Source organism: Candidatus Phytoplasma rubi, from assembly GCF_026821955.1.
Classification (GTDB): domain Bacteria; phylum Bacillota_I; class Bacilli_A; order Acholeplasmatales; family Acholeplasmataceae; genus Phytoplasma; species Phytoplasma vitis.
The window spans coordinates 270127-286424 of sequence record NZ_CP114006.1 but is presented as its reverse complement, the minus strand read 5'-3'; the positions used below and the strand labels follow the sequence as shown (position 1 = coordinate 286424).

The 16298-nt window shown below is 22.7% G+C and carries 10 protein-coding genes and 4 pseudogenes; 5 read left to right on the top strand and 9 right to left on the bottom strand.

Features of this window, described 5'->3' with window-relative positions; translation table 11 throughout:
• Positions 1 to 44: 44 nt before the first annotated feature.
• Positions 45 to 1652 (bottom strand): excinuclease ABC subunit UvrC, encoded by a 1608-nt coding sequence (gene uvrC, locus RS022_RS01535; RefSeq protein ID WP_268850118.1) that lies wholly within the window; start codon positions 1650 to 1652, stop codon positions 45 to 47.
• Between the two features lie 709 nt (positions 1653 to 2361).
• On the opposite strand from uvrC, the gene RS022_RS01530 reads away from it, so the two are divergent.
• The 5 genes and pseudogenes from RS022_RS01530 (at position 2362) to RS022_RS04125 (ending at position 7419) form a co-directional block, all read left to right on the top strand.
• Entirely contained in the window at positions 2362 to 2976 is a 615-nt protein-coding gene (locus RS022_RS01530; protein WP_268850117.1) for a sigma-70 family RNA polymerase sigma factor, read from the top strand.
• A 198-nt stretch (positions 2977 to 3174) separates the two neighbouring features.
• Positions 3175 to 3754, top strand: a pseudogene (locus RS022_RS01525) (hypothetical protein).
• Between the two features lie 19 nt (positions 3755 to 3773).
• Positions 3774 to 5272 (top strand): annotated as a pseudogene (locus tag RS022_RS01520) (replicative DNA helicase).
• Between the two features lie 12 nt (positions 5273 to 5284).
• Positions 5285 to 6613 (top strand): annotated as a pseudogene (locus tag RS022_RS01515) (toprim domain-containing protein).
• Positions 6614 to 6772: 159 nt separating this feature from the next.
• Positions 6773 to 7419 (top strand): annotated as a pseudogene (locus RS022_RS04125) (phase variable surface lipoprotein).
• A gap of 526 nt (positions 7420 to 7945) precedes the next feature.
• Here the strand turns inward: RS022_RS04125 and RS022_RS01500 are convergent.
• The 8 genes from RS022_RS01500 to rsgA all read right to left on the bottom strand — a co-directional run bounded on the left by RS022_RS01500 (position 7946) and on the right by rsgA (position 16265).
• Entirely contained in the window at positions 7946 to 8548 is a 603-nt protein-coding gene (locus tag RS022_RS01500) for a DDE-type integrase/transposase/recombinase (protein WP_268850114.1), read from the bottom strand.
• A gap of 45 nt (positions 8549 to 8593) precedes the next feature.
• Entirely contained in the window at positions 8594 to 8767 is a 174-nt protein-coding gene (locus RS022_RS01495) for a hypothetical protein (RefSeq protein ID WP_268850113.1), read from the bottom strand.
• A 546-nt stretch (positions 8768 to 9313) separates the two neighbouring features.
• Positions 9314 to 10477, bottom strand: coding sequence for an extracellular solute-binding protein (locus tag RS022_RS01490; protein WP_268850112.1), 1164 nt, complete (start codon positions 10475 to 10477; stop codon positions 9314 to 9316).
• A gap of 6 nt (positions 10478 to 10483) precedes the next feature.
• Positions 10484 to 11272 carry an ABC transporter permease gene (locus RS022_RS01485; RefSeq protein WP_268850111.1) on the bottom strand — a complete coding sequence of 263 codons (789 nt, stop codon included), beginning with the start codon at positions 11270 to 11272 and terminating at the stop codon, positions 10484 to 10486.
• Positions 11265 to 12107 carry an ABC transporter permease gene (locus RS022_RS01480; RefSeq protein ID WP_268850110.1) on the bottom strand — a complete coding sequence of 281 codons (843 nt, stop codon included), beginning with the start codon at positions 12105 to 12107 and terminating at the stop codon, positions 11265 to 11267. Before RS022_RS01480 ends, RS022_RS01485 begins: the two co-directional genes overlap by 8 nt.
• Before the next feature lie 5 nt (positions 12108 to 12112).
• Positions 12113 to 13429: an ABC transporter ATP-binding protein gene (locus RS022_RS01475; RefSeq protein WP_268850109.1), complete on the bottom strand. Its 1317-nt coding sequence runs from the start codon at positions 13427 to 13429 to the stop codon at positions 12113 to 12115.
• A gap of 41 nt (positions 13430 to 13470) precedes the next feature.
• A complete protein-coding gene (gene lepA / locus RS022_RS01470; protein WP_268850108.1) occupies positions 13471 to 15294 on the bottom strand; it encodes a translation elongation factor 4 in 1824 nt (607 codons plus the stop codon).
• 53 nt (positions 15295 to 15347) lie between these two features.
• Positions 15348 to 16265 (bottom strand): ribosome small subunit-dependent GTPase A, encoded by a 918-nt coding sequence (gene rsgA, locus RS022_RS01465; protein ID WP_268850107.1) that lies wholly within the window; start codon positions 16263 to 16265, stop codon positions 15348 to 15350.
• Between the last annotated feature and the right edge of the window lie 33 nt (positions 16266 to 16298).

Sequence of the window (16298 nt, the reverse complement as noted above, 5' to 3'; positions counted from 1 at the left end):
TTTGATTTTCAAATGTTAAATAGTTTTTAATATTTTTATTAAATTTAATTCGGGATATAAGATAAAATTTTTTTTATTTCTTTTTGTTGTTTTTTTTGATGAAATAATAAGGTAAAACGATGAACTTCGGTACTTAATTGTAATAAAAAACAAAATAATTTATCTTTATTTTCAAAATAAAAAATTCTTTTTTTTGTAATTAAAGCTTCTAATTTATGTTTATTATTTTTTTTCAATGCTCCTAATGTAATATCTAAATTCATTTTTTTTAAAGTTTTGTAACAAATATTAAATTGTCCTTTTCCACCATCGATTAAAATCAAATCAGGTAAAGGGGCTTTCATTTCTACAAGTTTTTTATAACGTTTTTGCAAAACATATTCAAAAGAACGATATTCATCTTGAAATTCTTTTTCTATATTAAATTTACGATAACATTTTTTATCAAATTTAAAATTTTTAAAAACAATCATAGCCGATACAAAAGATTTTTGAAATAAATGTGAATTATCAAAAACTTCAATATAATTAATTTTTTTTTGGAAAAATTTGGATAAAAGTTCAATATATTCTTGTATTTGTTGAAATTTTGATTTATGGATTAAATTATATTTAATAAGATTTTCTTTAGCATTTTTTAAAGATAATTGATATAAATGAATTTTTTTTTTTTTTAAAGGTATAGAAACTTTTGTTTTTAGTAATTTTTCAATATTTTTTCTCTCTTTTTTTAATTCTTCTCCTAAAATAATTTCTTCGGGAATCATTTGTTCTTGGTAATATAAATTTAAATAAGTAATAATATTACTTTCAACAAGTCCTACATAAGAAAAAACTATTTGATGATGATCAAAAATATTGCCTTGATTTAATCTTAGTATATATATAGAAATTTCATTTTGGTCATAATAATTAGCGATAATATCGGAACTTTTACTTTTGGTTATATTATTAACAAATTGTTTTTCTATTATTTTTTTTAAATGAAATAAAATTTTTTTATATTTTAATGCTTGTTCAAATTCTAATTTTTCACTAGTTTCTTTCATGTAATTTTTTATTTTTTTGATAATTTCTTTATTATCGCCTTTTAGAAATTTAGTTATAGCTTCAATATTTTCTTGATAATTAACATTAAAGTTGTTACAAGGACCAATACATTGTTTCATATGATAATAAATACAAGCTTTTTTATTTATAGGATGACATTTTCTTAAGGGGTATATTTGATATAATATGCTTATTGTTTCTTTAACAGTTTCGTTGCTAGGATAAGGTCCAAATATTTTTTTATTTTTAGGAACTATTTTATATCTAGATAAGATTAGTCTAGGATGTTTTTCATTTGTTATTTCGATATAAGGATAACTAGTATCATTTGTTAATTTGAAATTATATTTAGGAGTGTGTTTTTTAATTAAATTTGATTCTAAAATGAGTGCTTCTAATTCATTATTTGTCAAAATATAATCTATATCTGTAGTTTCAGATACTAAAAGATTAGTTTTTTTATTGTGAGAACATGTAAAATAACTTTTAATTCTATTTTTTAAATTTTTCGCTTTTCCTACATAAATTATATTTTTATTTTGATCTCGGAATAGATAACATCCTGGTTCTGACGGTAATATTTTTAGTTTTTCTGATAACACATTTTTTATACCTTCATATAATAAAATATTATTCTTTTGTTTAATTGCAAATTAGTAAAATAATCATAATATACTAATATTATACTTTAATTTTAATTTAATAAAAAATAAAGATTGTAAAAATTTTTGAATAATTATTTTAAGTGTTTTTTTATTAACAAAAATTTAACTAAAATAAGGTCTTAAAATTTTTATTTTTAATTATAATTTATTAAAAAGAAAAAAATAATTAATATGAAAATAATTAAAATTCCGATTATTAAAGCAATATTTTTAATTTAAATTTTTAATAAAAATAAATCTTTTTTTGATAAAAAAATTTATATTTTTGTTATTTAATTAGAATATTAAACTAATTTAATATTAAAATTAAATGTTTTTATTAATTAAAAAAAATAAATATTTTAAAAATCAAAAAATTTCAATTTTTTTAATTAAAAAATAAATAGTTTTTACTATTTTAAAAAAATAAAAATTCAAACAAAAAAGTTGATTTTAAGAAATAAAAAAATAACTTAGTTTAATTAATTAAATTGAAAATTTTGAACCTACGCCAAAAATGCGATGCGCACCCCAAACCCAACACAAAAATTAGATAAAAAAATAATAATTAAGATCAACTTTTAAGTTGGTCTTTTTTTTGTTTTTTAAAAGAAATAAAAATAGATTACACTTATCTTTTCTAAAAACGTTTTTAGAAAGGAATTAAATGTTAAGACAAGAATTATTTAAAGATTTTTTAAAAAATAAAAAGAATTTAGAAATTCGTAATCAATTAATCGAACTTCATTTACCTTTGGTAAAAAAACTAGTTTATAAATTTAAATATTATCCTCGAGTTTTAACTAGAGAAGATTTATATCAAGAAGGGATTTTAGGATTAATCAAAGCCCTTAATAATTATGAAGATTTAGGTTATGACTTTATTGCTTACGCTACTCCAACTATCAAATCGGAAATCACAGAAATGATTAGAAAAAGTCATTCTCCTTCTCTTCCACAAAAAAATCATAAAGTTGATAATCTTTCTTTTAAAGAAGAGTTTTATGAACCATATCAAATAAATAATTTAAACCCTCATCAATTATGTTTAAAACAAGTTAATCATGAAATTTTTTTAAAAAAAATGAAAGCTAAATTAAGTGAAAACGAATTTAAAATTATCCATTTAAGTTTTGGTGTTTCTTTAGGGAATATCAACGAAGATTATCAAAAATGTTATAATAACACCGAAATTGCTGAAAAAATTAATTTATCTTTAAAACAAATAGAAAATATTAAAAACATCGCTATTAAAAAATTAAAAAAAACAAAAAAACGTTAAAACCTATCGCTCGTCCGTAATGACGTTAAACTAGTTATTTTAAACAATAAAAAAATAAAAACTAGAGGAAAAATTAAAACCATGAAACCTGATGGGACCGTTACTTGGAAAAAGAAAAAAATTAAGAAGAAAAGACCTTAAAACAAGGTCTTTTTTTTAGAAAGGAATCAAAAGTTAACTAACGAAGATTTTTACCACATTAAACAATTTAACACTAACGCTCAATGTGTTAATATTTTAAAAAAACTTTTTCATAAAACATCATTTTTACTTAATTTTCATGAATATATGTGTCATCATCACCATCTACTCAATCAATATTTAACTGATAACAACTATAACTCCCAAAGACAAAAGTCAATCCGCGGAAAAATAAATGAATATCTTATTTTATTTTATTTTCAAAACCAAGGAATCATTTATTTATATCCTCAAGCTTATTTATTCTTCGTCCCCGACATTAAATTAGATTTAATTTTATTCACTAAAACCAAAAGCATAATTGCATTCAACTTCAAAACATGCCTACGAGAACCGATACAAACAAACAATTGTCGAAACCCAACAATTAAAAAAACTCGATACTCGTTTTGAATTTTATTTATTAACTAATAACACTGTGGAAACTCAAAAATTAAACAAGAAAATCAATCAAGGGAAAATTCCAGGAATTAACCAAGTGATCGATTGTTTTTCACCTCAAGGGAATATCTTTTTAAAAACTTTACTTACTCACCAACTCCTCACTTTTAGTGATATTAACATGATTAAAAAATAAAAAAAGGAGTTAATATAAAATGTTAACCAACAAACAAAAAGCGTTAAAACAACTAATAAATTATATCGAACAAGGCCAATGTGGGACAAAAGTTAAACATTTTATTGCCAAATCATCGACCCCAAAACCCTAATTAACCCCACAAATACCAAAATCTTTAACACCTTAAAATATTTATTTTTAGAAAAACAAACAACACATCCCTTTGATAAAATTAAACCTCAAACTGAGATAATCCAAGAATTACTCACTTATCTTCAAACCCATTTTTCCCAAGATAACTTTACGAAAGAATCATTATCTTTTTTAAATAATGATGTTCATGTCGAAAATAACATTGATTTTTTAGATAACTTAAAACACACCTATACCCAAGAAAAACTGTTCCAACAACTCTTAAAAATCATTAGTCCTTCTTTTTAAAATAAAGATCCTTATCATCAACATTTCTATTACCAAGAAATCTTTGATAAATTAAGAAAATTTATGGCTTTTATTCCCCACAAATCCGACCAAACCTTATTAACTTTAAATCAAATGTCCTCTTGTCATCCTGAATTTTTCGAAATCGATCAGCAATCCAAACAAAAAATCCAAAAAAAATATTACCGCCTATCAGAAACTTTCAAAGGATTAAATCAAGACACGAAAGGTTTTAAAAAAGGTCAAATCATCACTATTAGTGGCTACACTGGTTTAGAAAAAACCACTTTTGTCTACAATCTTCTTTTAGATATCGCCAAAACCAAACACCAAGAAATTCACCATCATCCTCATCTCTTAGTTTTTTCTTATGAAATGACCTTAGAAGAAAATTTAAGTCGTTTATTAGCCCGCCAAACTCAAATTCCCTTAGATGTTATTTTAGATAAAAATTTGGAAGACTCAAACATCACCACACATACCTACATGGAAAGGATGAATGACGCTCAACAATTTTTTTCCCAACTTAACTTATCATTTAGTTATGATCAAGGCAAAAACATTGATTATGTAATTGATTTAGTTTATCGCCTTCATTTAGAAAAACAAGCAGAAATTATCGTTATTGATCATCTCCAAATTACCAAAACCACAAACCACTTAGAAAATGACCGTCTAGCCATTGACGAAATTATGACTAAATTAAAACAATTAGCCATAGAATTAAATATTGTCATCATCATTCTCTCACAATTTTCAAGAGATACATATAGCCATTACCAAGGTAAATCCCCTGAAATCATCGCTTTAAAAAGAAGTGGTGGAATTGAAACTAACTCAGATATCGTCTTAATGATGTCTGAATTCCAACCCAAAATATCTAAAGATAAAGAAAAACCATTAAATATCTATAATCAAAATTGTAATCAATTATATTTAGCATCAAAAAATAACGAATCTCAAAAAATTATTGAATTATCTATTAAAAAGAATCGAAATGGTACCAAAAAAAACTTAGTTTATCACTTTGAAATGACCACTCAAACCTTCCAAGAAATCGGTTATATTTTACCTTATCCATTAGAAAGTTATTAAGGAGAAAACTCAATGAATTATCAAGAAAAAATAAAACACATCCAAACTCATTTCCCCATATCAGTTTTATTAAAAAAATTAAATATATTACCAGTTAATTTTAATATCAACCATCGTTTTCCTTGCCCCCTTCATCAAGGAAAGAACCCCCCACTTGTTGTCATTTCGCTTCTACTAATAAAATTCATTGTTGGAAATGTGTTCGCGATTATGATATTATTGATGTTTATATAGCTATCCGTCGAATTAAATCCTTTCATGAAACAATTCAAAAAATAGAAGGATTTATGAATTCTTTCGAATTTAAAACCTTAAGTCAACAAGAAAAAGAAACAACGAAAACAACTACTAACCCTTTTCAACAGCCATATCAACCTATTAAATCAAAACAATCAATTGACGAAAAGGAAATTAATATCAAAAAGAAACAATTATTTAAAAAAATCTCACCCTTATTTAATCAAATTAGAGATTATTATTATTATTTATTGACTTCTAACCGAAATAACGAAAGTCAACCAGGATTAACTTATTTAACTCAAAAAAGAAAACTCGCTTTAGAAACCATTAAAGAATTTAAACTTGGTTTACACCCCCTTATCTGATAAACCTTTATCCTTTCGTCTCATAAATTACTGTCAAAAGAAAAATATTAATATCGATCAATTATTAGAATATGGTTTTATTAAAGAAAAAAATAATCAACAAGGAAAAAAATATTTTCATGATATTTTCCATGGTTCTATTATTATCCCCATTGAAAATGGTTATCATCAAACTTTTCATTTTTATCAAAATCATTTTCGCGAAGTTTCTTACTTTCGACCCAAATACCAAGCCTTAACTAATTTTAGTCAAACCCCAACCTTTCATTTTAGTTATTGTTTTTTTGAAGCTTTACCGTATATTAAAAAAAAGAAAATAATCATTATTCATGAAGGTTTTTTTGATGTCATTAGTTGTTGGCAAAATAGTATTAAAAACGTGGTCGGTCTCATTTGTGTTACTCAATTACTTTCCCAATCTCAATTAGAAATTATCTCAAAAGAAAAAATTAAGGTGATTATCACCTTAGATAACGACGAAACAGGGCGAAAACGAAGCTAAGCCTTAGGAGAACAACTAACCTTAAAACAAATTCCTTATAAAATCAGAAGCATTTTACCCCCTTACGACCAAACTTGTAAAGATTTCGATGATTTATTACGTCAATACGGAAAAGAAGCTTACCAAAAATGTTTTTTAGATCCATACATCAGTTATGAAGAAGCCCAAAAGAAAATCATCGTCGATTTAGCCGTTCATTTTTTCGGCCAAGACAAAATAGAAATAATTAATTAAATTATTGCTTTTTTAACTAATATATTAAACCTACATGTATAAAATAACATTAACATACCCCTGCAAACGCTCATATACCCCTAAATTTTGCGATTTGATTTTCCGTAACTTTAGGGGTTTTATTTTTATAACAAAAAACAACCTAAAAGGAGAAAAAATATGAATGAAACTAGTCAAGAAATTAGAATCAGGGGTTGGAACACGAAAACCACCCCTAATGATTTAACTCAAATTAAAAACTTTTTAAAAATATTAAAAGAAGATTTAATTAATCTCACTATTATTGCTCATTCTAAAAAGAAAAATACCTACCAAGAAGATAATTACCGCCCCAAAAACCAAACTCTCTTCGTCGTCGATCCTCAAATCTTAGAAGAAATTAAACAAACGAAAATCACCTTAATTAATGATAATTTCTCTTCTAGTAATATATATAAAACTATTACTTTCGGATTTAACCCCTCTTAAAAGCCAAAATAACCCCCTTAAAAACCTCTATCCTCTTTTTCAAATCAATTATCAAAATGAAACTAAAAATCAAGTTAAAGAATTAATTGGGAAAATTTGATGTCAATAAATTAGAAACTTTACAATTATATCAATTAGATGCTCAAAAGCTAGATAAATATCATAAACCCATGAAAACTAACTATAAGAAAGGGTTAAATATTATTTATTATCGAAAAGAAGATTTAAAATACATTCAATCTTTTTTAACAAAAGATAAACAAGGTTATCGGGTGAAAAAGTTAAGTTCTGGTTATTTATCAAATTTAAATAAAAAAGAATTAAAAACAAATAAATAATTTATAAAATTACCATTTTATTACCATTAAGTTACCTTTTTATTACCAATTTATTACCATCTTATTACCACTTTGTTACCATGTTACTTTTCATAATCCTTTTTAACAAAAAGCTTATTTAAGGAGTGATATTTGATATTTTATATCGATAATAATAATGATACTCGATATTTGATATTATCGCATTATAATTTTTCATATCATTATTATTTATCGATATCATAAAAACCTCTTTTAGGTAATTTTATTTTTTTAATTTATTTTAATTATTAAATAAATTTTAATTTTTTAAATTAATTGCCTTACCAAATATTGGTATTATATATATTAAACAAAAAGATTAACGCGCTGAAGCGCTAACAAAACTAATAAATATAAAAGATAAAAAAATAAAATAAATAACATTAATTAGATAATGATTTCAAATACCCCAAAGGAGACTGATAACCTAATTTAGCAAAAAGCCAATTTTTATTATAAAAAGAAATAAATTTCCTAATTTTTTTATTAATCATATCAAAAGAATCTAAAATAACCGTGGCGTTTGAGTTTTCATAAAACCCTTCAAATTACCATAATAAGATTCAATTACTGCGTTATCATTGGGTGTAGCTTTGCGCGACATACTAACCAAAAACCCTCTATTATTTAAATAAGATTGAAATTTAATACTTTGATAAACTGTTCCTTGATCAGAGTGAATAATACAAGGCTCTTTTAATTTAGGTATTTTTTTAAAAGTTTTTTTAACCAATTCTAAATTAGGATTTTTACCAATAACCGATGACAAAAATTGATTATTGTACCCATCAATAATTGTTGAAACCCACAAATGACCTTTAATATTTGTAAAAAAAGTTAAATCAGTGTATAATTTAGTTAATGGTTTATTAGTTTTAAAATCATTTTTAATCAAATTAAGTTGTTTTTGTGAAAATTCCTCATAAAATTTATTTTTTGAATTAGGTTGTCTCCATTTCATTAACCATTTATTTTTTTTCATAATTTTTAAAACTAATTTATGATTAATATTGGTTTTAAAAATTCTTTGATAAAGAACAGTAATTTTCCGATAACCAAATGCAAAATAATTTTTTTGACATAAACTACCAATTCTTTTAATAATCAAAGCATTACTGATTTTAGTTTTTTCTTTTTGTTTTTTATTTCTTCACTAAAAATAATAAGTATTACGATTTATTTTTAATAATTTTAAAATTTTATAAATAAAAAAGTATTTTTGGTAAAATTTAACCAAGGGGAAAATAATATTTTCTAAATTAGGTTCGCTATAATCAATAACAATTTGTAATAATTCAATTTCTCTTTTTTTGTTTTTATTTCTCATCAAGACAACCACCTTTCATTCCTTACATTTTACCATCTAAACATTTTTTTTCAACAAAACCCCACAAATAAGATAATTACGTAAAAAAATAATTATAATTTCATTTCCTTGACGAGTTTTTCACTTTTTTTACCTAACTATATAGTGTAAAGATAAAAAATAAAATTCATCTTTTGAACTCAAAAAACCAATAAAAAACCGCACCTCATCATTAAAACAAATCCTGCAACTTTTTTTAATGTTTTTTTGATTTGAAAAGATGAGTAAATAAATACTTAAATAAGATTTTAATTGTTAATTTTTTAACCCTAAAAAAATGTGTGGTAAATTGGTGCAGTGCGATAAAATTGCATCAAAAAAATAACAATGAAAAATTAAAATTTTTTTTACTTAATCAATAAATTTTAAATTTATATTATTTTATGTAATTTATTTAAAAAAGAACAGAAGATTTATTCTATTCTTTTTTTAAATAAAAAAATAATTTTAATTTTTATATAAAAAAATTTTAAATAAAAAAATATATAAAATCATAAAATAAGATAATTATATATTTATAAAAATATATATTAATAAAAATAAAAATAAAATAATTAAACCTAAAATTATTAAATATTTATCTTTAGGATCAGGATAAGAATAAATTTCATTCCAAGCATCACTAATTTGTTTTTTATATGTTTTATTGTATTTATATATCTTATCTTTTTCAATTATTTTTAATTCTAACGGATTATTCTTTTTTATTTGTTCATCATTTTGTTCATCATAAGGAGAATCGTAATTAATAAAATTATTATTTTTTTTTCTATTTTCGTCTTTTAATAAAAAATTAATAAAATCGTAAGCTCCTTCTTTTTGACTTTCTTTAGGTAAAACTAATCCATCAAACCAAATATTAGTTCCTTCATCAGTAAAAGGATAATATTCTAAATTTTGATTTTGTTTCATTAAATATCTTGCGTCACCTGAATAAGCTACAGCAATATCATAATATTCATTTTGTTCTATTTTCATTCTATCTAATAATTGATCAGTGATAAAAGATAAATTGATATTTTTTATTTTTAAGTCTATTAACCATTTTTTAGCTTCTTGAATATCTTGTTCTAAATTTAAACTAATATCTTTATTGATAGCTTTTAATCCTATAAATATTCCTTCAAAAGCATTATTGTATAAAGCAATTTTATATTTAGAATCCATTATTAAATCTTTCCATTTAGATGATGATAATTTTTCTTTATTTTCTTTATCTTCTTTATAAAATTTATCTTTTCTATATAAAAGCCCTAAATTTCCATAAAAATATGGAATAGTAAAATCAAATATTTCTTTATCTATTTTTTCTTGCAAAGTTAGGAAATTTTTATTTATTTTCGGTAAATTTAAAAATTTAGTATCAATTTTTTCTAAATGATTATCTTTTAATTGTTCGATAGCGTATTCGCTTAAAATGGCGATATCATATTGATTACCAGCTTTAATTTTGTTAACTGCTAATTCATTAGATGAAAAAAAACTTTGTTTTATAATAAATTTATCTGATTTTTCATTATATTTTTTTATAATACTAGGTTCAATATATTCTCCCCAATTGAATAATAAGATAACCTTTTTATTATCTGGATTTTTATTTTTGATTTTGAAATAATAAAATAAAAATAAAATAGAAACAACAATGATAATAGAAAATATTTTTTTTTTCATTTATGATTATGATCTTTTCCTAATTTTTATTAATTCAATTGTTATTTTAAATAAAACAACTAAAATTAAAACAGAAGATAAAGCATTAATAGTAGGATTAATCGTTCCTTTTAAACTATAAATATAAGCAGATATATTTTGATAATCGGAACCGCCAGCAAAATAAGAAATAATAAAATCATCAAAAGATAATGCGAATGCAATACCAGCACTAGCTAACATAACATCTTTTAATTGAGGTAAAATTATTTTAATAAGAATATGAAAAGAGGTCGCTCCTAAATCATAAGCAGCTTCAATTAAATCTAATTCTAAAACGCAACATTTAGTATATACAGAAATTAAAACATAAGGAATACTAAAAGAAATATGAGCTAATAACATTCTCCAAAAACTACTTTTTAAACCAATAAAACTAAATAAAACAAATAAAGATAAAGCGGTAATAATTTCAGGTATAATAATCGAAAATTGATTAACATTTAATATAAGTTGGCGCCATTTTTTTTTATAATTCATTAAAGAAATAGCCGCTAAAGTTCCTAAAATCGTAGAAATTATAGTTGATAAAATAGCAATTTTAAAAGTAATAAATATAGAAGATTTAATAGTTGAATCTTCTAAAATTTTTTGGTACCATTTAAAACCGAATTTATTAAAATGAACTAAGGAAGAAATTCTTCCTTCGTTTTCATTAAAAGAAAAAATAATTAAAGAAATTATAGGTAAATAAATAAAAAGAAGAATTAAAAATAAATATATAAAAGATAATTTTTTTTTATTTATTTTAAACATTAGATTTATTTTTTTTTTCAAATTGATTTTGTTTATAAAAAGTTAAAATATAAAGCATTAAAAATGTTAAATTAATAGCAATAGCGCAAGCGCTTTTAATATCACCAATTAAAAAAATTTTATTTTCAATTAATTCGCTAATAACAGTAATAGTTGTAGGACCTAAATATTTAGGAACTACAAGATTAGTTGCAATTTGTAAAGAAACTAAAATAACTCCTGTAGTTAATCCTGGAAGAGATAAAGGAAAAATAATTTTTTTAAAAATTTGCACTTCATTTGCTCCTAAATCTTTAGCAGAATTAATTAAATTATGATCTATTTTAGAAATACTAAGAAAAATAGGCAAAAACATATAAGGAAGGAATAAATAAACAAATCCAATTAACATTGCTGAATTAGTTTCTAATAAATTTATACCTAAAATTTTTCTTATTAAAAAAAAAATTTGCATCAAAGATTGAATTTTTAAAATCATATTAATCCATATTGTACCATTAATTAATAAAATTAAGATAGATTGTATTGGTGTACTATATTTAGAAATTATATAAGCGAGAGAATAAGTTATTAGAAGTATAAAAAAAGTCGATATAATTGCTATTAATATAGACCGAAATAAAACATAAATAAAAACTTTTGTAGTATAAAAATCTTTATAATATTTCAAAGTAAAAGAAATGTTAAAAAGGCTATTTTTATTGCTTTCTTGAATAGAATATAAAAAAATAATAAAAATAGGAATTAAAATAAATAAAATAAGAATGATAAAATAAGGTAAATATAAAAATTTATAAAATTTATTTTCTTTTTTATTTTGGATTCGAGAAAGCATTTTAATTACAATACCTCCATAATATGTAAGTCTTCCGGATTAAAAAAAATACTTATTTGACTATTTACTTCAACAAAATCAGTTGTATGTACAATATAATTACGATATTTAGTTTTTATATTTACTTCCCAATAGACTCCTTTGAATGAAATATAATTAACAACTCCATCAAATAATCCTTTTTCTGGCGCAAAAATATCAATATCTTCAGGACGAATAACAATATCTACTTTTTGATTTTTTATAAAACCTGAATCTACACATTTTAAATCTTTATCATCAAAAAAAACCAAAAAATCTTCTTTCATAATCCCTGAAATTAAATTAGATTCGCCTATAAATTGCGCTATAAATTTATTTGAAGGTTCATTATAAATATCTTGTGGTGTTCCTATTTGTTGAATTTCTCCTTGGTTAATAATAACTATTTTATCACTCATAGTTAAAGCTTCTTCTTGGTTATGAGTGACAAAAATAAAAGTAATTCCTGAATTTCTTTGTATTTCTTTTAATTCATATTGCATTTCTTGTCTTAATTTTAAATCTAATGCTGCCAAGGGTTCATCCAATAATAAAACTTTAGGTTTATTAATTAAAGCTCGAGCTATAGCCACTCTTTGTTGTTGACCTCCCGATAATTGACTGATATCTCTATTTTCTAATCCTGTTAAACCTACTAATTTTAAATAATGTAAAACTTTTTCTTTTATAAATAATTCTTTTTGTTTTGGTGATAAAAGTTTGGTTTTTAATTTAAAAAATTCTTTATAAAAATTTTTTTCTATAATTTTTTTTTTTATTTTAAAATCTTTTTTAAATTTTTCAAATGAAGGATTTGATTTTTTACAAAAGAACCCAAAAAAAGAAAAAAAAGATTTTTTCTTTTTTTTAGAAATATTAGAATTTGTTTGTTCAATTTTAATTTTATATTCTTGTTTTATTTTTTTTATTTGTTCTTTTTTTTCTTTTTTTAAATTTTTTATTTTTTGTTCATATTTTTCGTTTAAATTTTTAATTCTTAACCCAAAAGCAATATTTTCAAAAACATTCAAATGCGGAAATAAAGCATATTTTTGAAAAACTGTATTAATTAATCTTTTATGAGGAGCAACATTTATAATACTTTCGTTATTAAATAAAATATCTCCATTACTCATATCTTCGAAACCACCAATAATTTTTAAAATAGTGGTTTTTCCACAACCTGAAGGGCCTAATAAAGTTACAAATTCATTTTCTTTAATTTCTAAATTAATATCATTTAAAATAATTTGATTATTGATTACTTTTGTGATATTTTTTAATTCTATTAAGTTTGTCATTTCGTCCTTTCTTTACAAACAAACTAAATATTTTAAATAATTTATTTGTTATCGCTAGATAAAATAGCTAAAAAAGCTTTTTGAGGTAACATTACTTTTCCTAATGATTTCATTTTTTTCTTACCTTTTTTTTGTTTAGCTAATAATTTTTTTTTTCGAGTCACATCTCCGCCGTAACATTTATCAATAACATTCTTACGCATAGATTTAATAGTTTCTCTTGTTATTACTTTTTTTCCTATAGCGGCCTGAATAACTATTTCAAACATTTGTTTAGGAATTAAATCTTTTAATTTTTGGCAAATTTTTTTCGATCTTTGATATGCAAAACTTTCATGACTAATAAAAGATAAAGAATCAACTATCTCTGAATTTAATAAAATATCTACTTTTTTTAATTTACTAGGATAATATTCATCTAATTGATAATCAAAAGAGGCATAACCTTGAGTAGAAGACTTTAGTTTATCAAAATAATTATAAATAGCCTCAGAAAGAGGTAATAAATATTTCAAAATTACTCTATCATGATCTAAGTATTGAATATCTTGTAATTTTCCTCTTTTATTTTGAGAAATTTCCATTACTGTTCCGATATACATTTCAGGACAAGTTAAAAAAGCTTTGATATAAGGTTCTTCGATACGTTCGATAGATTGATTATAAGGCCATTTAGCTAAATTATCAACAATAATTTTTTTATTATTGGCTTGATAAATATGTAAAACTACAGATGGAGCTGTAATAATAACTTCAATTCCGAATTCTCTAACAATTCTTTCTTGAGTAATTTCCATGTGTAAAAGTCCTAAAAAACCAATTCTAAAACCGACACCTAACATCTTTGAACTTTCTTTTTCGTAGCTTAAAGAAGAGTCATTTAATTTTAATTTTTGTAAAGCTTCTGTTAAATGTCCAAATTTTTTTAAATCTACAGGAAATAGACCGCAAAAAACAACTGGATTAATGCGACAATAACCAGGCAAAGCAGGTACTTGATGATCATGAATTAAAGTAATTGTATCTCCTACACGAACATCGTCAATATTTTTTATAAAAGCAGTTAAATAACCAACATCTCCTGCTGCTAAAAAATCTTTTTGGATTGGTTGTGGGCGAAAAACACCTACTTCCATTACTTCGTAATAAGCTTGACTCGAAATAAAACGAATTTTATCTCCTTTTTTAATAATTCCATTAACAACACGAATAGAAGGAATTACTCCTTTATAAGAGTTAAAAATAGAATCAAAAATTAAAGCTTGTAATGGTTTTCGAGCATCTCCTTTAGGGTACGGAATATATTTCACAATATTATCTAAAATTTCTGGAACACCTGCACCTGTTTTACCACTTGCAATAACCATTTTATCAGTATCTAAATTTAATTTTTCTTTAATTTCTTTTTTTGTTTTTTCAATATCTGCTGCTGGTAAATCAACTTTATTTAAAACAGGAATAATTGTTAAATTATTTTCTAAAGCTAAATAAACATTTGTCAAAGTTTGAGCTTGTATCCCTTGCGTAGCGTCAATTACCAAAAGAACTCCTTCACAAGCAGCTAAAGAGCGTGATACTTCATAATTAAAATCAATATGTCCAGGTGTATCAATTAAATTCATAATATATTCTTCATTATTTTTATTTTTATAATGAATTTCTGCTGTATTTAATTTAATAGTAATCCCTTTTTCTCTTTCTAAATCCATAGAATCTAAAATTTGAGATTTCATATTTCTTTTTTGAATTGTATTCGTAATTTCTAAAATTCTATCAGCTAAAGTAGATTTACCATGATCTATATGTGCAATGATAGAAAAATTCCGAATTTTTTTTTTTTTTTGATTTATTTGTTCTAAATTCATACTCGAACCTATTAATGATAATTTTTAGAATATATATAATGATAAATAAAAAATTAATTTTTAATTTTTTTCTTTTCGCTTATTTCTTTTATAAAAGATAAATAATTATTATAACGAATAGTAGAAACTAAACCTTCTTTACAAGCTTCTTTAACTTTACATTTTTTTTCATTAATATGTAAACAACTATAATTAAAAAAACATTGATCAGCAAAAATTAAAAAATCATCATAAAAATTTTTAACTTCTTCGATTTGAAAATTTAATAAATCTAATTTTGAAAATCCTGGAGTATCAGCAATATAACCTTCATGAAAAAAAAACAATTTAGAGTTTTTGGTAGTATGTTTTCCTCTATTTAAATATTTCGAAATTTCTTGAGTTTTAAGATTAAGAGAAGTTAAAACATTAATTAAAGTAGATTTTCCTACACCTGTTTGACCTGCTAAAATAGTTATTTCATTAGTGAAAAGATTATATAAAGGATGTAAACCAAATCTATTTTTACTATCTATATAATAAATAGGAAAAAAATTTTTATAATAAGATATTTTCTCTCGGAATAAAATTAATTCAGATTCAGAAATTAAATCTATTTTAGTAAAAATTAAAATAATTTTTAATTTAAATTTTTTTAAAATTAACAAAAATTTATCTAATAATTTAAAATGAAATTTAGGTTCTACTAAAGAAAAAACTAAAAAAACTTGAGTGATATTACTTATATTAGGTCTATTTAATGAATTCGAACGAGGAAGAATAATATAAATAAAAAATTCATTATCTTTCTCCTCATATAAAACTAAATCACCAATTTTGATTTTAGAATATTCTAAATCATTATTTGTTTCTTTTTTAAAATTATAATATTTTATTTTCCCTCTTACTTTAGCATTAATTTGTTTTTTTGTTTCTAAATCTATAAGTACATATTCTTTTATTAAGAATTCAATTACAATACCTTTACTCAAATAAATACAACTCCATATTAATATATTTCTTCA